General features: G+C 62.6%; 17 protein-coding genes and 1 pseudogene. 12 read left to right on the top strand and 6 right to left on the bottom strand.

Features of this window, described 5'->3' with window-relative positions; genetic code table 11:
* Positions 1-122 (bottom strand): annotated as a pseudogene (locus ACZIRK_RS19285) (IS110 family transposase); the annotation flags it as partial.
* Between the two features lie 191 nt (positions 123-313).
* Positions 314-1,021, bottom strand: a complete 708-nt coding sequence (locus ACZIRK_RS19280; protein ID WP_463327944.1) for a hypothetical protein — start codon at positions 1,019-1,021, stop codon at positions 314-316.
* 220 nt (positions 1,022-1,241) lie between these two features.
* Between ACZIRK_RS19280 and ACZIRK_RS19275 the strand changes: the two genes are divergently transcribed.
* Together ACZIRK_RS19275 and ACZIRK_RS19270 are read left to right on the top strand one after the other, a co-directional pair.
* On the top strand, positions 1,242-1,571 hold the full coding sequence (locus tag ACZIRK_RS19275; RefSeq protein WP_028163204.1) for a DUF6949 family protein: 330 nt from the start codon (positions 1,242-1,244) through the stop codon (positions 1,569-1,571).
* A 185-nt stretch (positions 1,572-1,756) separates the two neighbouring features.
* Positions 1,757-2,287, top strand: coding sequence for a gamma carbonic anhydrase family protein (locus ACZIRK_RS19270; protein WP_463327943.1), 531 nt, complete (start codon positions 1,757-1,759; stop codon positions 2,285-2,287).
* Here the strand turns inward: ACZIRK_RS19270 and ACZIRK_RS19265 are convergent.
* Positions 2,284-2,535, bottom strand: coding sequence for a hypothetical protein (locus ACZIRK_RS19265; RefSeq protein ID WP_130231492.1), 252 nt, complete (start codon positions 2,533-2,535; stop codon positions 2,284-2,286). The genes ACZIRK_RS19270 and ACZIRK_RS19265 overlap by 4 nt on opposite strands.
* Positions 2,536-2,643: 108 nt before the next feature.
* Here ACZIRK_RS19265 and ACZIRK_RS19260 point away from each other — a divergent pair, with 108 nt between their 5' ends.
* The 4 genes from ACZIRK_RS19260 (at position 2,644) to ACZIRK_RS19245 (ending at position 6,204) form a co-directional block, all read left to right on the top strand.
* On the top strand, positions 2,644-3,093 hold the full coding sequence (locus ACZIRK_RS19260; RefSeq protein ID WP_463327942.1) for a hypothetical protein: 450 nt from the start codon (positions 2,644-2,646) through the stop codon (positions 3,091-3,093).
* 145 nt (positions 3,094-3,238) lie between these two features.
* The gene (locus tag ACZIRK_RS19255; RefSeq protein WP_463327941.1) at positions 3,239-3,766 is read left to right on the top strand and encodes a hypothetical protein; all 528 of its coding nucleotides are present in this window, start codon (positions 3,239-3,241) and stop codon (positions 3,764-3,766) included.
* A gap of 115 nt (positions 3,767-3,881) precedes the next feature.
* Complete coding sequence (locus ACZIRK_RS19250) at positions 3,882-4,022, top strand: hypothetical protein (RefSeq protein WP_165435485.1); 141 nt, start codon at positions 3,882-3,884, stop codon at positions 4,020-4,022.
* Between the two features lie 19 nt (positions 4,023-4,041).
* On the top strand, positions 4,042-6,204 hold the full coding sequence (locus ACZIRK_RS19245) for a heavy metal translocating P-type ATPase (protein ID WP_463327940.1): 2,163 nt from the start codon (positions 4,042-4,044) through the stop codon (positions 6,202-6,204).
* Here the strand turns inward: ACZIRK_RS19245 and ACZIRK_RS19240 are convergent.
* The 3 genes from ACZIRK_RS19240 to ACZIRK_RS19230 form a co-directional block, all read right to left on the bottom strand.
* Positions 6,179-6,988 (bottom strand): dienelactone hydrolase family protein, encoded by an 810-nt coding sequence (locus tag ACZIRK_RS19240; RefSeq protein ID WP_463327949.1) that lies wholly within the window; start codon positions 6,986-6,988, stop codon positions 6,179-6,181. The genes ACZIRK_RS19245 and ACZIRK_RS19240 overlap by 26 nt on opposite strands.
* A 467-nt stretch (positions 6,989-7,455) precedes the next feature.
* Complete coding sequence (locus ACZIRK_RS19235) at positions 7,456-7,938, bottom strand: hypothetical protein (protein ID WP_130229033.1); 483 nt, start codon at positions 7,936-7,938, stop codon at positions 7,456-7,458.
* A 148-nt stretch (positions 7,939-8,086) separates the two neighbouring features.
* Positions 8,087-8,974 carry an alpha/beta hydrolase gene (locus ACZIRK_RS19230; RefSeq protein WP_130229032.1) on the bottom strand — a complete coding sequence of 296 codons (888 nt, stop codon included), beginning with the start codon at positions 8,972-8,974 and terminating at the stop codon, positions 8,087-8,089.
* Between the two features lie 389 nt (positions 8,975-9,363).
* On the opposite strand from ACZIRK_RS19230, the gene ACZIRK_RS19225 reads away from it, so the two are divergent.
* The 6 genes from ACZIRK_RS19225 (at position 9,364) to ACZIRK_RS19200 (ending at position 17,080) form a co-directional block, all read left to right on the top strand.
* The gene (locus ACZIRK_RS19225) at positions 9,364-9,966 is read left to right on the top strand and encodes a hypothetical protein (protein WP_130229031.1); all 603 of its coding nucleotides are present in this window, start codon (positions 9,364-9,366) and stop codon (positions 9,964-9,966) included.
* A gap of 26 nt (positions 9,967-9,992) precedes the next feature.
* Positions 9,993-10,586 carry a hypothetical protein gene (locus ACZIRK_RS19220; protein WP_130229030.1) on the top strand — a complete coding sequence of 198 codons (594 nt, stop codon included), beginning with the start codon at positions 9,993-9,995 and terminating at the stop codon, positions 10,584-10,586.
* A gap of 30 nt (positions 10,587-10,616) precedes the next feature.
* Entirely contained in the window at positions 10,617-12,035 is a 1,419-nt protein-coding gene (locus ACZIRK_RS19215; protein WP_130229029.1) for a Dyp-type peroxidase, read from the top strand.
* A gap of 239 nt (positions 12,036-12,274) precedes the next feature.
* The gene (locus ACZIRK_RS19210; RefSeq protein ID WP_463327939.1) at positions 12,275-13,354 is read left to right on the top strand and encodes a catalase; all 1,080 of its coding nucleotides are present in this window, start codon (positions 12,275-12,277) and stop codon (positions 13,352-13,354) included.
* A 65-nt stretch (positions 13,355-13,419) separates the two neighbouring features.
* Positions 13,420-16,560 carry an AAA family ATPase gene (locus ACZIRK_RS19205; protein WP_463327938.1) on the top strand — a complete coding sequence of 1,047 codons (3,141 nt, stop codon included), beginning with the start codon at positions 13,420-13,422 and terminating at the stop codon, positions 16,558-16,560.
* 310 nt (positions 16,561-16,870) lie between these two features.
* Positions 16,871-17,080, top strand: coding sequence for a cold-shock protein (locus ACZIRK_RS19200; RefSeq protein ID WP_028163216.1), 210 nt, complete (start codon positions 16,871-16,873; stop codon positions 17,078-17,080).
* The last annotated feature ends 127 nt before the right edge of the window (positions 17,081-17,207 follow it).

Genomic DNA, 17,207 nt, shown 5'->3' with positions numbered 1-17,207 from the left:
CAGGCGATCAGCGCCTCCGGCTCGCTCGCCACCTTGGCTTCCCGCACGATCTTGCCGTTGGCGTCAACCACACACACGCTCGAGCATTCCAATGACACGTCGATTCCGGCATAGTGCTCCATGGTCGTCTCTCCTCGATGCTTGGAGCGAGGTCCATCCTCGACTCCGTCACACCATCAATGTGAGGGACGACCGCCCGCCCTCCAAGCAAGCCGCGCGCAGCGCGCCACCCATAGCGCCGTAGCAAGCGCGGCTTGCTTGGAGGGCAGACCGCGGCCCGTTACCCCATCTACAAGATTCTACGAAATCACCATTACCCTCTCGGGCCGCGCAGTTGCGTCGTCAGGCGGTCCATGGCGGCGGCGACGTCGCGCCATTGTGAGAGCCAGCTTCGCGGAAAGCGATAAGTGAAGTCGGCGCCGTCGACGCGGCGTTCGCTCAGGCACATGCCGGGCGTCGGCGCGTCCCGCGTGCAGCGGGCGCTGAAGGTGGGCGAGGTCGACGTGAATAAATCCTCGCCGCCATAGGGCGAACTGTCGCGGAACGCGCGCATCGTCAGGTCGTCGTCCGTGCTTGCCGCTTGATCGAGATAGCGCGGATAGATTGTGCGCAGGCGGGTGTCGGGCGCAAGTGAATCGTGATGTGCCGCGATCGAAAGAAAGATCCTGTCGATCGGCTGCACCTTGTCCTCCACCGTCTCGGCGGTGACATGCTTGCGCGCCGGCGGTTCGAGCGAGGGATAGGCAAAGCTGAGATCGACGCGCTCCTGCGCGCCCGAGTGGCGCTGGATCTTCATGCGCACCGCCGCCGTCGGCACGTTGAACAGCGTGCCGCCGACACTGACCGGCAGCCTCGACGGATCGCTCAAGGGTACGGTGGTCCAGGTCGGCCACAACAGGTAGGTGACCAGCGCGATCGCGCCGCAGGCGAGGGCCGCTGCGATCAGGATCGGCAGGATGTGCGCGCGCGGATTCCTGCGCGTGTCGCGCGCAAGGTGCTGGGCCGTCGAGAGCAATGTCATCGAACGAGAATGGATGGGTTCGCGTGATGCCGAATCATCCGGCGAATATGCCACGCGGCGGCCAATTTCCGTATGATTTCAGGGAATCCGGCAAGCGGTGAGCCATGCGTAAAGGTAGCAATGTAGCTTCCATGTTAACCCTTTCTTAAGGATGATGTGGCGGCGGAGCGGCAATTTTGCCAAAGGAAGCGCGCGGTCTGTTGAGTAGCGGAAGTTTGCCATGTCGCCCGATGCGCTGAACTCGTTCTTCGCCCTTTGCCTCGGCTTCGCGCTCGCCGGCGCACTTACCAGCGGCTATCAGGCGATGGCGCAGCGGCCGGCCGGCTTCGGCCTGTTGCAGGAAGGCGCGGCGCCAAGGACTTTCGCCGCGGTGCCGTTCCTGGTGTTCGCCGCGCCCTTCATCATCATGCGCAACACGCTGCGTGGCGCCAAGATCGAAAGTCGCCGCTTCGAATTCGTGATGATGGCGACCATCATCGCCGGCTTCTGGAGCCTGATGTCCGGCACCTTCTTCCTGATGACATTGCGCGCCGCCGGCGTTCTCGTCTGAGCGCTGCTTTACCGTTGTTCCCTAGAGCTTCGGCTCTGATGGAATCAGAACCGAAGCTCTAGATTTTTGTTTTGACGCGTTTTCTTCACGCGAACCGGTATCCACTTCGCTCGAAAACGCCTTGGTCGCTCGCTTGAAAAGCCTTTGACCGCTGTGCCAATGTCGCCTCGAAAGAGGAGACATCCATGGCGATCTATGAACTGGACGGGCAGGGGCCCGATCTGCCGGCCGACGGCAACTATTTCATCGCGGACACCGCAACCGTAATCGGCAAGGTGCGCCTGCTCAGCGGGGCCAGCGTGTGGTTCGGCGCGGTGCTGCGCGGCGACAATGAGTGGATCGAAGTCGGCGAAGGCGCCAACGTCCAGGACAATTCCACCTGCCACACCGACCTCGGCTTTCCGCTCGTGATCGGCAAGAACGTCACCGTCGGCCACAATGTGATCCTGCACGGCTGCACTCTGGAAGAGGGCGCCCTGGTCGGCATGGGATCGATCGTGATGAACGGCGCACGCATCGGCCGCGAGAGCATCGTCGGCGCGGGCTCTGTGATCACCGAGGGCAAGGAATTTCCGCCGCACTCGCTGATCATCGGTTCGCCCGCGCGGGTGATCCGGGCGCTGGACCCTGCGCAGGTTGCGAAGATGGGAAGCGCGGTGAAGTTCTATCAGCTGAACGGGCCGCGCTTCAAAAAGGGCCTCCGCAAGATCGGTTAACGATCCGAGCGGCGTCGCGCTTCGGAACGTCCTTTCCTTGACTTCGGCGCTGCCGACTTGGCGGTATCTGTCTTCGGCTTCGCGGCGCTTTTACGTAACGCGTCGCGCAGATCGATCGGAATGCCGTGCTTCTTGAGCAGGTCTGCGAACGCTTCATCGGCCAATTCCTGAAATGTCGCCATCCTGTCGCGCCCGAGCTGCTTGAGCTTGTCGAACGTATCCTCGTCGAAAGCGATCAGTTTGCGCATCCTCGCACCTTGCACTGCGTCCGGCCCAATGGCTCCCGGAGCGTTTGGTTCCGGTAAGGAACGGCCGGCTTGTCCCATCGTTAGCACGACAGGATAAGGGAGACGCTCATGACCAGGAAATCGCTTGCGATCTTCATCACCGCTCTCGCGGTTCTCGGGGCGCCCGCGATGTCGCTTGCCCAAGGCGGAGGAGGCGGCGGGGGCGGGGGCGGTGGGGGCGGAGCAGGTGGTGGTGGCGCCGGTGGCGCAAGCGCGGGAAGCGCTGCGGGTGGAGCTTCCGGAGGCACCGGCAGCGCCACAGGGACCACCGGCACCGGTGGCTCGCCGTCCGGTTCGGTCGGCGGCCAGAGCAACCAAGCCATCCACCCCGGCAACACCAATACCACTGCGAACCCGCCGCCAGGGACCAACAGGGCTGGCACTGCACAATCCTCCTCCGGTCCGGGGACCACGACCGGCTCTGCAGCCGGCCGGCAGAGGACCGGGGAAGATTCAGCGATCGATGCTGAGGACGCGCCGCTCGATCGCAAGATCAAGGGCATCTGCAAAGGCTGCTAGATCACTTCTGCCCGGCCTTTCGGTCGCGCAGAAGTGAGCGCATTGTTCAACCGCACTCCCGGAACTCGCTCTAGATTGTGGCGGGCGCTTGCGATGGCTGGCGCAGGCCGCGCCGGTATTGGCAGGCCGTGATGGAGGTGCAGTGATGTTGCGTAAAACGATGGTTGCCTTGCTGGCGGTAGCCTCGCTTGGAATTTTGACGATAGATACGGCGTCCGCGCGCGGTGGGTTTGGCGGCGGTGGTGGCTTTCACGGAGGTGGCTTTGGCGGCGGTGGCTTTCGTGGTGGCGGTTTTGGCGGCGGTGGTTTCCGCGGCGGCAGTTTTGGTGGTGGAGGCTTCCGCGGCGCCGCCTTCGGCGGAAGCGGCTTCCGTTCGGCCGCGATCGGCGCCGGCGGCTTCCGTGCGGCCGGATTTCGTGGCGGCTTCTACCGGCCGGGCTTCGGATATCGTTCTGGCTGGGGGTATCGTCGTGGATTTCCGTTCGCCGCCGCAGCGGTTGGTGTTGGCCTCGGCTACGGGCTCTATGGCGACTGGCCTTATAACTCTTACGACTACGGCGATCCCTACTACGGCTATTACGACAATTCCGGCTACGGCGGCTGCTACGTCGCCCAGCAGCGCGTCTTGACGTCATATGGCTGGCGCATCAGGTCGGTTGATGTCTGTGACTGAACCTGGCGCGCTGTAGCGAATTTATCGGGATGATGATTGCAGCCTCGGTGTTTTCCACATCGAGGCTGCATCGTTTCTGCATAGGGGCTGGAACGTCGATTGCAGCGATTTCGAAATGCTGAACACGCTCACCACCGCCGCCTTCACCTTCGTCTTCCTGGGCATCGTCATCGGCCTGGGCGCCGCTTTTGTCCTGATGTTCTGGGAAGTCGAACGGCAATTGACTAAGCCGCGCAACCGCGATCGTCTCGGCTAGAACTCGTCGAGGTGACGTTGTGCCGACCGCCAATCCCTACAGACTGCGTATCGAGGGCATGGATTGTGCCGCGTGTGCGCTCAAGATCGAGAACGCGATGCGTCGGCTGCCTGGAGTCACCGACATAGAGGTCAGCTTTACGACCGGAACGCTCGCCTTCCGGCTCGACGAGGACCGCACTGCGCCGCGTCTCATAGAGGATAAGGTCAGGGCGCTGGGCTATACGCCGGCCGGCATGCCGTCGTCACTGGGAGGGAAGGCGCCGCGGAAGCAGGAACGGCAACCCCTGTGGCGGGGAGCCAAGGGCAGGCTCGTCCTCGGGACTGGCGTCCTGTTTGCTTTGGCATTCGTGCTTGCCAGCCTGTTCCCGGAGCTGGAGCGTTGGCTCTATTCGGCGGCGGCGGTTGTCAGTGTCCTGCCTTTTGCGCGGCGTGCGCTTGCCGGCGCCTTGTCCGGCTCGCCCTTTACCATCGAGACCCTCATGACGACAGCGGCGCTCGGCGCGGTTGCCATCGGCGAAGCCGAGGAGGCGGCTGTTGTCGTCTTCCTGTTCGCGGTGGGCGAATTGCTCGAGACGGTCGCCGCCCGCCGCGCGCGGGCCGGGATCGAAGCGTTGATCGATCTCGTGCCGCGCAATGCCAGACGTCAGCGCGCGGCTTCTCTCGATGTCGAGGAGGTTCCGGTCGATGATCTCGCGGTCGGCGATGTCGTGGTGGTTCGTCCCGGTGATCGCGTGCCCTCGGACGGCACCGTGATCGACGGCTCCTCGGAGGTCGATGAGTCGCCGGTGACCGGCGAGTCCGTCCCCGTTCTCAAGGAAATCGGCGCGAACGTGTATGCCGGCAGCATCAATGCCAATGGCGAGCTGCGTGTCGAGATCGCGCGTGTCGCCACCGACAACACCATTGCCCGCATCATCCACATGGTCGAAGAAGCGCAGGAGTCGAAGGCGCCGACGGCGCGCATGATCGACCGTTTCAGCCGGTGGTATACGCCCGCCGCCATGCTCGTCGCGCTGCTTGTCGTCCTGATCCCGCCGTTCGGCTTCGGTGGTGACTGGATGACCTGGATCTACCGTGGCCTTGCCACGCTGCTGATCGCCTGTCCCTGCGCATTGGTGATCTCCACCCCGGCCGCCATCGCGTCCGGCCTCGCCTCCGGTGCCCGGCAGGGATTGTTGATCAAGGGCGGAGCCGCGCTCGAGACGCTGGGCAAGGTCAGAACGATCGCCTTCGACAAGACGGGCACACTCACGCGTGGTCGTCCGCAGGTGACGGATGTCGTCGCGACGGTTGCGGACGAGCACACAGTTCTGGCCAGGGCGGCGGCGATCGAACGCAGCACCAATCATCCTCTCGGGCGCGCCATCATCGAGGAAGCCGAGAGACGCGGGCTGGAGCTTCCCGCCACCTTCGGCGGCGGTGTCGTGACGCCTGGCAAAGCGGTGACGGCACGTCTGAGAAGCGGCTTCGCCTCGGTCGGTTCGCCCCGGTTCGCGAGCGAGCAGGCGAGCGTCGATCCTGGCGTCGTCGAAAGGATCAGCGCGCTCGAAGGCGAGGGCAAGACGGTGGTCGTCCTGCGGTCCGGCAAGGTGGTCGAGGGGCTGATCGCGCTCCGCGACGAGCCGCGAGAGGATGCGCATGAAGGCGTCAAACGGCTGACCGATAGCGGTCTCCGCACGATCATGCTGACTGGCGACAATGCCCGCACCGCCGATGCCATCGCCGGTCATCTCGGGCTTGAGGCGCGTGCCGGGCTTCTGCCCGACGCCAAGCTCGCGGAGATCGGGCGGCTCAAGGAGGCCGGCCCGGTTGCGATGGTCGGCGACGGCATCAACGATGCGCCGGCACTCGCTGCGGCTTCCGTCGGCATTGCCATGGGCGGCGGAACGGACGTGGCGCTGGAGACCGCGGACGCGGCCCTGCTCAAGAACCGTGTTGTCGGTGTTGCCGAGCTGATCGCCCTGTCGCGAGCGACGCTCGGCAACATCTGGCAGAACATCACGATCGCGCTCGGCCTGAAGGCGGTGTTCCTTGCTACCACTCTGTTCGGCGTGACCACCTTGTGGATGGCCATCCTCGCCGATACCGGCGCCACCGTGCTCGTCACCGCCAACGCGCTGCGCCTCTTGGCGCACCGCTTTGCAGATGGCGGCCTCAGCTCAGCACGCCGTATTTCTTGAACCAGGCCTGCATCTGCGCCCACGCGTCTTCGGCGGCTTCCTTGCGATAGCTCGTACGATAATCGGCATGGAAGCCGTGCGGTGCCCCCGGATAGATCTTGAACTCCGCGGTCTTCTTGTCCGCGGCGAGCGCCCCCTTGAAGGCTTCGACCTGCGAGACCGGGATGCCGGTGTCGGCTTCGCCATAGAAGCCGATCACCGGCGCCTTCATCTCGGGTGCAAGCTGCATCGGGCTCTTCGGCCAAACCGGGTTCTGCGGATCGACCGGCGGACCATAGAACGAGGCGCCCGCCTTCAGCGCGGGGTTGTGAGCGGCATATTCCCAGACCGTGCGTCCGCCGCGGCAGAAGCCGACAATGCCGAGGCGGGAGGTGTCGCCGCCTTGCGATTTCGCCCAGGCCACGGTGGCGTCGAGGTCGGACAGGAGCTCGGCGTCCGGCTTGGCGTTCACGAGCGGCAGGAGCTGCTGAATGTCGGTGATCTTGGTGAGATCGCCTTTGCGGAAATAGTAGTCGGGCGCCACCGCAAACGCGCCTAGCTTGGCGAGCCGGCGCGTCACGTCCTTGATGTATTCGTGCAGACCGAAAATCTCCATCGCGACCAGGATGACCGGCGGATTGCTGACGCCGGCTGGCCGCGCGAAATAGGCGGGCATCTCGCCATCGGCCACCTTGATCTTGGCCTCGCCCGCAGTGAGGCCGGCGGTATCGGTCTTGATCACGTCGGCCCGCACGGGACCGGCGGCGAGGGTGTAGCCGGCTGCAACGGCGGCCGAAGCCGTCATGAAGCCGCGGCGCGAGAAGGGGGCGGTTTTTGTCAGTCCGATGACATCCGAGGGCAGGGATTCAGCGCGCATGCGGGGCCTCATTTCAAAATGTTTTGCAGACCATCGACCCGATCGAGGGGTGGGCGAGACCGGGTTCAAAAGCGGCGGCATTCAGCAAGCAAAGCCCGCCGATGGCAAGTCACCAGCGTGAGAGGCGGCCAAAGCGATCGGTGAAAAGGGCCACCCGTGGCGGAAGCGGGGGCCTCTAAAAGAACAAGGCCGTTGACGCAGTATACCGCCAACGACCTTGCCAGCCCCGGATATTGAAATCGGCTCACGCCATCCGGTAGGCGGCACCTTGCCCCGGAATCGGGTTCCCGAATGTGAACTAGTTCACAAAGTCGACGAAAAAAACCGTATCGAGATTCGGCAGCGACGGTGGATATGTCCCGCGGGTCAGGGGTTTGGCGGTGATTTCGACCGACTCAGCCGCGGCGCTTGCGCCCGCTGCGAACCGCGTGCGACCGCGATCGTTTGCGGACGGGTTCGGCCGCCGGCTCATTCGCCTGGGCGCTGGCGAAGGATTGCCTTAAGCCCTCGACCGCTTCGGTCAGTGCCGTGACCTGCTCGGACAGCTTCTTCGTATCGGCCTGCTGGGAGGCGAGCATCCGGCGCATGGCCTGCAATTGGTCCTGCACCATCTGGAGCTGGTCGATGGATTCCTGCTGGGTCGCTTCCAACCCCTTGGTTTTCTCGACGAGCTGCTCGGACACCTGCGCGGTGCGGGCCTGCAATTGCCGGCTGGCGATGACCCGATCGGACTCTGGCGATGTGCCGGTAGTGACCCGGTACAGCGCGATCGCGCCGATCCCGAACAGGACCAGAAAGAGCCCGACGGCGGTGACCGCAATCGGCTGCACACCAATGCGCAAGGCACTGGTGGAATTCCCGGGGGTGAGGTCCATCATTCGACACCAAACCGGACTAATTCTAAAGGTTCCGAATACCACAACCTCAGCGCGCCTAAAACCCCGTGATTTGTCCCGTATTGGTACGCATTGGCGCTAAAAACCTGCGAAATCGAGGTTTTTTTGGCTCAAGCGACCACCAGACGCGCTATGCCAAACGGGCACGGATGAATTGCCCCGCCCTGGAAAGGGCGTGGCGGCCGGAGCTAAGCTTCGCATTCCATAGCGGCCACGCGTGGATCATGTGGGGCCAGATCTCCAGCGTCACCTCGACCTCGGCAGCGCCGGCCGCCTCAGCGAGCCGCGTGGCATCCGCCAGCAACGTCTCCGCCGATCCGACCTGGATCAGCATCGGGGGATAGCCGGTGAAATCGCCAAACAAGGGCGAGATCAGCGGTGAACTGCGATGGATGGCGGCAGGCACACAGGCGTCCGCAAGCTCTTCCAGATAGGTCTTGTGGATGAGCGGATCGACAGCGTCCTTGGTGCCAAGGGTTGCGCCGGACATCGTGAGATCGGTCCATGGCGAGAGCAGCCAGGCGCAGCCGGGCAAGTCCTCGCGGTCTCTCAGCAAGTGGCCGATCAGTCCGAGCGTAAGATTGCCGCCGGCACTGTCGCCCCCGACGGCGATGCGGTGCGCCGGAATGCCCTGCCTGCGCAGGAAGTGCCAGGCCTTCATCGCATCCTCATGCGCGGCGGGATAGGGGTGCTCGGGCGCGCGGCGATAATCGATGGCGAGCGTTCGAACGCGCGCGGCGCGCCCGGCTTCGCTGACCAATCTGCGGTGGCTCAGGATCGATCCGGAGCAGTAGCCGCCGCCATGGAAATAGAGCAGCACGCGCGATGGCTCGCTGCCTGGCGTCAGCGACCATTCGCTTGCCACGCCGTCGCAATCGACTGTTTCAAGCTTCACGTCATCGGCCACCGGCCAGACCGAACCGACCTCATCGAGACGTTCGCGCCGCTCGGTCCATCCGACCGGCCGCGGTTTTGACGAAAGCAGCGCGCGAATGGCGTCGATTTCATTGGTTGCCACGGCTTGTTTCGTGCTGATTGCGCCGACCACGTCTATGGTTGGTCACGCCAGCGCCGGAAAGGTTGCTCACCGGAGCGGCATCGCGCAGTCGCAGACGGGATTGCTCACGTAATCGAAGCTGTCGGTACGCTCTGGATGAACTGCGCGATCACATGGATGGTCACGCTGTATGACAGACCTTTGATGCTTGCCGGCATTAGCAAGCCATGACGAATGTGCGAGAGTCAGTTGTGCACGACACCATTCATTGCACTGGACGGAGCAGTGACTTTCGATAATAGTAATAACGTTATTACCTGACGTTGTACTATTCCCTAAGGTATTGTTATACAGGTGGACCCGGGCGTCGTGTCTCGCCAAGTCCACAATGATTCATGGCGAGACGTTGCATGGCTGATCGCGCACGTAATCAGTATGGATTGGGCAAAGCCGTAACTTTCAACGTGATAACGCCGATGACGCGCTTCGGCACCCTTGTCGTCGGAGTGTTGCTGTCGATCTTCGATCGCTTCAAATCGACCCAAGTCACGGCCAAGGAGCTGGCGTTTCTGCCCTTTGTTCACTGGGTTGTCGTCAAGCGCGACAGCTTTCCGCGGGTGAGCGACAGCCAGCCGGCGGAAGATTTGCACTACGATTATTTGTTCTTTCTGAGCACCTTCAACGGTCCCTGGGGACCTTACATCGAAGCCTTCGCCGACGTGCTCTACAAACCGCTCGACCTGGTCTGGTTCTGGGGCGTCGGATATCCGTTCGCCCGTCCGGTCGGGCCGCTCAAGGCCTATATCCAGCGCAATCAGATCGAGTCGGATCATTCCTATAGCGCCTATCCGGGCGCATCCGTGCGCGATGTGCGCGCAGCACTCGAACTGCGCAACGAAGTCGAGAAGCTTTTTCAAAATTCGAGCGGACTGTCTCCCGAACGGTTTGCGGTCGAGTTCGATCGCTTGCTGATCAGCGTGCAGAACAAGCTCGGTACATTTGGACCAGTGTAGCAGGCCGGTCGAACGGAGTTCGCGACGTGGCTAATCAAAACGGTGAGAAGTACGGCTTCACAGGCCTGTTTCCGATTGCAACCAATCAATCGGACGATCTGAGAGCGTTTCTGCGCACGCTGGATGACCCGCGAGCCTATCCGCGCGGCTCGCCTTTGAGCCATGTGCCGATCATCCACATGGCGCGAATGTTCATTGTCGACCGTCTCGCCTATCAAGGCACGCCGGCGAAGTTCGATGCGCTCAAGTCGGACTATCTGGTGTTCATGTGCGAATTCGATGGCGAGAGCGTCGATCCTTTGGTCCAGGCCCTGGCCGGCAATATCCCGAACGAAGTCGCGACCATTTGGGGGCGCTGCCTTGGTTTCCCGGGTATCGATCGGCGCGATCTGCTCTCCGGATATTTCGAGCGGTGCCAGCTCAAGACCACTCTGTTTCTGGCGGACCAGCCTGAGGCGAGCGTAAGCGAGATTCTCATGGCGCTGCTGTGCCGACGTCGCCTCGGCGAGTTCGTCAGGCTTGTTCAAACCAATCCACGGCCTCCCGAAGTGCTCCAACGAGAGTTCAGGCAAATGTGGGAGGGTCTCCAAAACGAGAGGCCGTCCCCGGGAGATTTGTGAGTACGCAACGATCAGAGCAGGGGTCTGGCGATGCTCAACCTTACCAATATTCAAGGCAACATTCTTCGCGGTTACGCCTCGTTTCCGCACGCGCAGTTCTTGTTCTTCGAGATCCAAAACGCTGATGATGCCAGGGCGTTCATCCAGCGGCTGCTCGAGACCAACGCCGTCACGCCGGCACTGTGGCGCGCAAAGCCGGACGCCACCCTCAACATCGCCTTCACCTTTGAAGGCCTCCGCGCCCTTGGCCTGCCTACGGAAAGTCTCGCGACGTTTCCTTGCGAGTTTCAGGAGGGCATGAAACCTCGTGCGAACGAACTCGGTGACATCGACGAAAGTTCACCGGAGCACTGGGACGATCCTTGGAAGACGCATCGCGTTCATATGCTGATCTCGATCTACGGCCGGACAGAGCCGGCGCTCGCGGCGCACTGTCAACAGCTCAGGGATTCGCTGCCGAACGGCGTGCAGGAATTGAAGGAGAGTCAGCCGGCGGGGCTGCTGCACATCAACGGCGAACAGACTCGAAAGGAGCACTTCGGTTTTCTCGACGGTTTGAGCAACCCCGCGATCGAGGGAGTGCCTGACGACGGTGGCAGGGACCGTCAGGACGTTGGCAATCCGGATGAGAAGGGGCGATTTCGCAAGATCCCGCTTGGGGAGTTTCTTCTCGGCCACCCGGGTGAGGGCGGCGAGATGGCTCCCATGCCGCTGCCGCACCTTCTCGCGCACGATGGCACCTATCTCGTGTACCGCAAGCTGGAGCAGGACGTCGTTCGTTTCCGTCGCTACCTTGATGATCAGGCGGACGCATTTGCCCGAACCATTCCCGGTCCTCTGCCGGATGGCGTCAGCCCGCAGAAGTTTCTTGCCGCCAAGATGATGGGGCGATGGCAGGATGGCTCTTCGTTGATCGAACACCCCGACGCCCCTCGCGAGGACAGGCGCAATGCATTCGGCTACGCTGGAGATCCCGCAGGCGCACGCTGTCCGCTTGGTGCACATGTGCGGCGTGCCAACCCGCGCGATGCGTTTGGCTTCGGCGGCAAGACGATGAGCCGACACCGCTTGATCCGGCGCGGAATCGCCTATGGCAAATTCCTGCCAACGGGCGAGGAGCAGAGTCCGCAGAGCCAGGAAAAGCGCGGCATCATTTTCATTGCGCTCAATTCCGGATTCGACCAGTTCGAGTTCGTGCAGCAGAAATGGATGAATTTTGGCGACGATTTCGAGCAGGGCAACGATACCGACCCGATCGCCGGCAACCGTCCAACCGTCGGCGGTCGTCAAAGCGCGCAAATGATGATCCCGGGCGACGAAGCCACGGGACGACGCCCCTTCATCTGCTTTGACATCCCGCGCTTCGTCACGACCAAGGGCGGCGACTATTTCTTCGTTCCGAGTCTGGCCGCGCTCGGCCTATTGGCGTCTGGCCGAGTCGTCGCATGAACCGGGACACGATCCAACACTGGCTGCGCGGCCGCCGCCGAGACGGTGAGGTTTTTTTCGCGCAAGCGCCGCGCGAAGATCCGATTGTTCAGTCGTTCCGGGTGGTGCGCGATTTCCAGCGATTCTGGCAAATGCTCCGCGGATCAGCGCAATCCGCTCCGGCGCCGGCGCGGAGCTCGGAGGCGACGCCGACAAGATATGAAGAGCTCGCGAACGCGCTGGAGCTGCAGGATCGACCGATGCCGCTCACGAAATTCGAGCGCGCCGTGCCGGGCGAGGCAACCCTGATCGCCAACATGGCGCGTATTGCCGCAAACCTTGTCATCAAGAACTACTGTGAGATGAAGGCATCGGACGCTTCCGCCTGTGCGATGCGCGACCAGCATGCAAAGGCCCATGGTTGCGTCGATGCGGAGTTTATCGTCCGCGACGATCTTCCGGCAGAGTTCTCGACACCGCTGTTTCGACCGGGCGCCCGGTACCCGACGATTGTCCGGTTCTCCAACGGACAGGGCCAGCCACAGAGCGACCGCAAGCCTGACGGTCGCGGCATGTCCATCAAACTCTTCGATGTCGCGGGCGAGTCCATTCTGCGCGGTCTCGAGCCCGGCAGAACGCGGGCCGGCGAGCACGATTTCTTGCTGAGCAGCTTCCCGGTGTTCTTCTGCAAGAATGTGGTCGATTATTCCGAGTTGATGGAAGCCGTTGCGGCGCCGAGCGGGACCTCGCGCGAAAAGTTTAAGCGGCTCCTCAAATGGATTGTGTTTGCCATTCGCAATCGTCGCCAGTTCGCCACGTTTATTCGCACCGCTCTCGTCAGGATCGGCAATCCGCTGACTGCGACCTATCACAGCATGTCACCTTATTTGTTAGGTGAGCAGCATGTCGTGCGCTATGTCGTCGGTCCGGTGCAGCGTCAGGATGACGTCCCGTCGTGGTGGCGTCTCCTTTTCGGATCGCTATCGGAGACGTTTCTCCAGGAGGCGATGCTTCGCGATCTCAGCCCGACGCCACCTGGAGATGATATCGTGTTCGATTTCTCGGTGCACGTGCGCCATTCGGCCAAACCGGAAGAGGTCGAGAACGCTCTCCTGCAGTGGACCCGTCCCCAGGATCGGACCGTGTCGATCGGAGAGATCAGGATTCCAAGGCAGAATTTCCTGACGCCGGATCGGGTTTTCGATGGCGAACGCATGATGTTCAGCCCGTGGAATTGCTTGCAGCAGCACCGACCTCTCGGTAGCATCAACCGGATGCGGCTTGCCGTGTACCTTGCGTCCCTGCAGGTACGGCGGAAGCTCAACATGGTTGGACCTTGAGCGGGCAGGCGAAACCGGACCAATTTGATGGACCTCGGCTGGTTGCGGCGCTGCCAAACAACGAAATGGCAGGGCTCCACGCTGAGCGCCGACAGCTTACCGTCGTGTTTGTCGATCTCATCGGCTCGACGCCGCTGAGCGAGCGGATCGATCCCGAGGAGTTCTTCGCGGTCATCCGAACCTATCGCGATCTCTGCAACGAGCAGATTTGCCGCTATGGCGGTCACATCGCCAGAATGATCGGCGACGGGTTGCTCGCCTATTTCGGCGTCCCCCAGGCGCACGAAAACGATCCCGAGCGCGCCGTGCGCGCTTCGCTCGCCATCACCGCCGCCATCAAGGAGCGGGAATTCCAGATGTCGGATGGCAGCTTCCTCCGGCTGCGGGTGAGGATCGGGGTCAACACCGGGCCGGTGGTCGTCGGCAGCGTGCCGGGCGAGCCCTCCGAGCGGCGGGAAGTGTTCGGCAGCTCGGTGCACGTCGCGGCCCGGCTTCAAGGTCTTGCCGGCGAGAACGCGGTGGTCATCGGTTCAGGCACTCATGAGTTGATCCGCGGCATGTTTGATTGCGAGCCGCTGGGCAAGCGCCGGCTGAAGGGCGTCGAGGAGCCGGCCGAGGCTTGGCGCGTGAACGGCGTTTCGCCGGGCGAAAGCAGGTTCGACCGCGCGCGAACCTTGCCGCTGCCGCCGATGATCAACCGATACGATGAACGCGCGCTGCTGGCCGAGCTGTGGGAGCAGAGCCTCGGCGGAGCAGGACGCGTCGGCGTCATCTCCGGCGAGCCCGGCATCGGCAAGTCGCGCCTGATCCGCGAGTTCAGAAGCTCGCTCGACCGGTCTGCGGTTGATGTTCTCTCCGTTCAGTGTTCGCCGTTCCACGTCAATACGCCGCTTGCGCCGGAAATCGAGCGGTTGAAGCGCGCAACGGGCATCCACGAAACCGACGACCCGCGGCTGTCGCTGGCGAAATTGCGTCACCTGCTGGGAAGAGCCGGTTTCGATGTCGGGCAGGCGCTTCCCTATTACGGGTCACTGCTGTCGATCCCGGCGTGCGAAGGATACGAGCCTGCCGATCTCCGTTCTCCTTCCGAGCGTGCGCGTGCCTTCCAGGTGATAACAGAAGTTCTCGTTGCGGCGTCACGAAGGAAGCCCGTCCTGTTCATCGTCGAGGATGTCCAGTGGATTGATCCGACGAGCGTCGACCTTCTCTCGCGGGTGATCGCTCGCTGCGCGCGCGAGCGAGTGCTGTACCTGGTCACGCATCGCGACGACTACGAGGCTGGCTGGCTGTCGGGTCCATCCATCAAGCGCATCACGCTGCAAAAACTTGCAGCAGACGAATGCGAGCGGATGGTTGCCGCCGTTGCCGGCGTCGCGTTTCTTCCCCGGATCACCAGCCAGATCGTCGAGAGGACCGACGGCGTGCCTCTCTTCATCGAGGAGTTCACGCGGGCGGTGGTGGATTCCGGGGCGATCGAGAGCGCCACCGACCATGGCAAATTGCCAGGGCCGCTGGTGCCGGCGAGCGTCCACGATTCCCTGATGGAGCGTCTTGACCGGCTGGGTACCGCCAAGCGCGTGGCCCAGATCGCCTCCGTATTCGGGCGGCAGTTCGATTATCGCGGCATTTTCAGCCTGCTTCCGGATCAGGACGAGTCGCTGATATCAGCGCTTGAGGCTCTGGAGCGGGCCGGGATCGTGTACCGCATCAACGAAGACGAAGGCACGCTATACGCTTTCAGGCACGCGATGATTCAGGAAGCGGCGTATTCCTCGCTGCTGAAGGAGGATCGGCGCAAGCTGCACGCGCGCGCAGCGTCCTGGCTGCGTCAGCAGGCCGACATCGGGGAGAGCAGCGATCCCGCCGTGTTGGGCTATCACTACGCGCAGGCAGAAAACATTCCGGAAGCCATCGACGCCTGGCTGCAGGCGGGCAAGTCTGCGCTGAGCCGATCGGCCACCAAGGAGGCGGTGGCGCATCTGCGCGAGGGCCTCTCTTTGCTGTCGAAGCTATCAGCTTCGTCGCGCCGCTACGAGGCCGAGATCGCGCTGCAATCCAACCTTGCGATGGCCTACACCGCGATTGCGGGCTGGTCCGATCCGAACGTCTACGAGCCCTATCATCGGGCGCTGAAGCTCTCCGGCAGCCATGGCACGATCCGCGAGAAGACCGCTGTCCTCTGGGGTGTCGCGGTGGCCGAGCTGGTCAATTGCGAACTCACCAAAGTGCTCGAGCATTCGCAGGACTTCCTCCGGCGAGCCGAGGAGTGGCGGGACAGTGAGGCCATCCTCATGGCGTCCACCGCGGCGCTGATCGTCAATTTCTTCACCGGCCGTTTGAAGGAAGCACACGAATTGGCTGTCGCGATTGAAGCGCGCTACAATCCGCGTGAGCACGGCAAGCTGGTTCAAACTTATCAGCACGATCCTCTGGTCGTTGCGCTCGTCTATTCCGGACATATCGAATGGCTGCTCGGCCGGCCCAACCGGGCCAGGGAGTGCTGTGAATCGGCAAGGCGGCTGGCGAACGAGATCGGTCATCCCTTCATGATCGCGCTCGCCCACATCCTTGGCGTCGGCGATCACTGGTATGACGGAGACCTCGCAGCCAATCTGGCCTGCGTCGAGCACGGGATGAAGGTCGCCGCCGACTACGGTTATCCGATGTACCAGGTCATCGGTCCGCTATGGGCGACCTCGGCGCTGGCGGCGCGCGGTCCCGCGCCGGTTGTGCTCGAGAAACTCTCCGGCCTGATCGGCAGATTGCCGGCGGAGAATCGATGTATTCAGATGCCGCTCTACAAGGCCCTGCTCGCCACCGAGTTCGGACGGATCGGGCAGAAGGACAGGGCGCTTGCATTGGTGACTTCGGCCGAGTCCCTGATCAAGCAGACCGGCGAACGCTGGCTCGCCCCGGAGATCTACCGGATCCACGGTTCGCTGCTGCACGCCGAACCACATCGCGACGACGCTGCCGCCCTCCGCCTGTTCAGGCGCTCGCTCGCCTATGCGAAGAAGCTCGAAGCCGTCGGCTGGGAATTGCGGACCGCAATTGACCTTGCGCGCCTCCTGATGGACCGAAAAGACAGGCGGCGCAGCCTGGCCGAGGCACGCGGGGTGCTTTCATCAGCGCGAGCAAAGTTCCCGTCTGCCGAGACATCGGCCGATCTGCGACAGGCGGATGAGCTGCTGCAGCGGTTGACGTAGGGCTTGAATCCATAAACGCTGAGTGACGGCGGACATCCGCCTTGGCGTGCGCTTCGCATGTTGCCCGGCGTGGCGAGCGCATGGGCTCGCCGCGATGCATGGCATCAACCGTACAACCTCGCGCAGTCGAAAAGGAACCCTTGAAGGGACCCTTGTGTTCTCGGAGAAACTGTATACGTTGTTGTTGTTCGATTAGCCGTTGTGCCTTGTTGAATGGTCCAGGCGGCCCTTTTCCAGAGACATCGTCGGATTGAATTCGGGATTCGTGCGAATGCACGCGAGACGCGCGTTTGCGCTTTGGAGAAATGTTATGGCTACAGGTACGGTGAAGTGGTTCAACGGGCAAAAGGGTTTTGGATTTATTCAGCCCAATGACGGCGGAAACGATGTGTTCGTTCACATCAGTGCGGTCGAGCGGGCCGGGCTTTCTGGACTCGCTGAGGGGCAGCGAGTGAACTACGAAGTCAAGACCGACCCGAAGCGTGGCAAGGTCAGCGCCGAGAACCTCTCGCTGGCGTAAGTAGCTTTCGTCATTCCACGGACGTGCTGGGATGACTGTGCAGCCCGCTCGATCTCGGGATTGAGCGGGCTTTTGCGCGTGCTAGATGGTCGGGATTTACCTCGACGGAGTCGTCGTAACGCTTCGG

It is taken from the genome of Bradyrhizobium sp. Leo114 (assembly GCF_055229415.2).
This window is presented reverse-complemented; position numbering and strand designations above follow the sequence as displayed.

Excerpts from the sequence above, each read along its gene's own strand:
- ACZIRK_RS19280 (WP_463327944.1), bottom strand. The coding sequence starts at position 1,021 with ATGACATTGCTCTCGACGGCCCAGCACCTTGCGCGCGACACGCGCAGG.
- ACZIRK_RS19275 (WP_028163204.1), top strand. The coding sequence starts at position 1,242 with ATGTCGCCCGATGCGCTGAACTCGTTCTTCGCCCTTTGCCTCGGCTTC.
- ACZIRK_RS19270 (WP_463327943.1), top strand. The coding sequence starts at position 1,757 with ATGGCGATCTATGAACTGGACGGGCAGGGGCCCGATCTGCCGGCCGAC.
- ACZIRK_RS19265 (WP_130231492.1), bottom strand. The coding sequence starts at position 2,535 with ATGCGCAAACTGATCGCTTTCGACGAGGATACGTTCGACAAGCTCAAG.
- ACZIRK_RS19260 (WP_463327942.1), top strand. The coding sequence starts at position 2,644 with ATGACCAGGAAATCGCTTGCGATCTTCATCACCGCTCTCGCGGTTCTC.
- ACZIRK_RS19255 (WP_463327941.1), top strand. The coding sequence starts at position 3,239 with ATGTTGCGTAAAACGATGGTTGCCTTGCTGGCGGTAGCCTCGCTTGGA.
- ACZIRK_RS19250 (WP_165435485.1), top strand. The coding sequence starts at position 3,882 with ATGCTGAACACGCTCACCACCGCCGCCTTCACCTTCGTCTTCCTGGGC.
- ACZIRK_RS19240 (WP_463327949.1), bottom strand. The coding sequence starts at position 6,988 with ATGACGGCTTCGGCCGCCGTTGCAGCCGGCTACACCCTCGCCGCCGGT.
- ACZIRK_RS19235 (WP_130229033.1), bottom strand. The coding sequence starts at position 7,938 with ATGATGGACCTCACCCCCGGGAATTCCACCAGTGCCTTGCGCATTGGT.
- ACZIRK_RS19225 (WP_130229031.1), top strand. The coding sequence starts at position 9,364 with ATGGCTGATCGCGCACGTAATCAGTATGGATTGGGCAAAGCCGTAACT.
- ACZIRK_RS19215 (WP_130229029.1), top strand. The coding sequence starts at position 10,617 with ATGCTCAACCTTACCAATATTCAAGGCAACATTCTTCGCGGTTACGCC.
- ACZIRK_RS19210 (WP_463327939.1), top strand. The coding sequence starts at position 12,275 with ATGCCGCTCACGAAATTCGAGCGCGCCGTGCCGGGCGAGGCAACCCTG.
- ACZIRK_RS19205 (WP_463327938.1), top strand. The coding sequence starts at position 13,420 with ATGGCAGGGCTCCACGCTGAGCGCCGACAGCTTACCGTCGTGTTTGTC.
- ACZIRK_RS19200 (WP_028163216.1), top strand. The coding sequence starts at position 16,871 with ATGGCTACAGGTACGGTGAAGTGGTTCAACGGGCAAAAGGGTTTTGGA.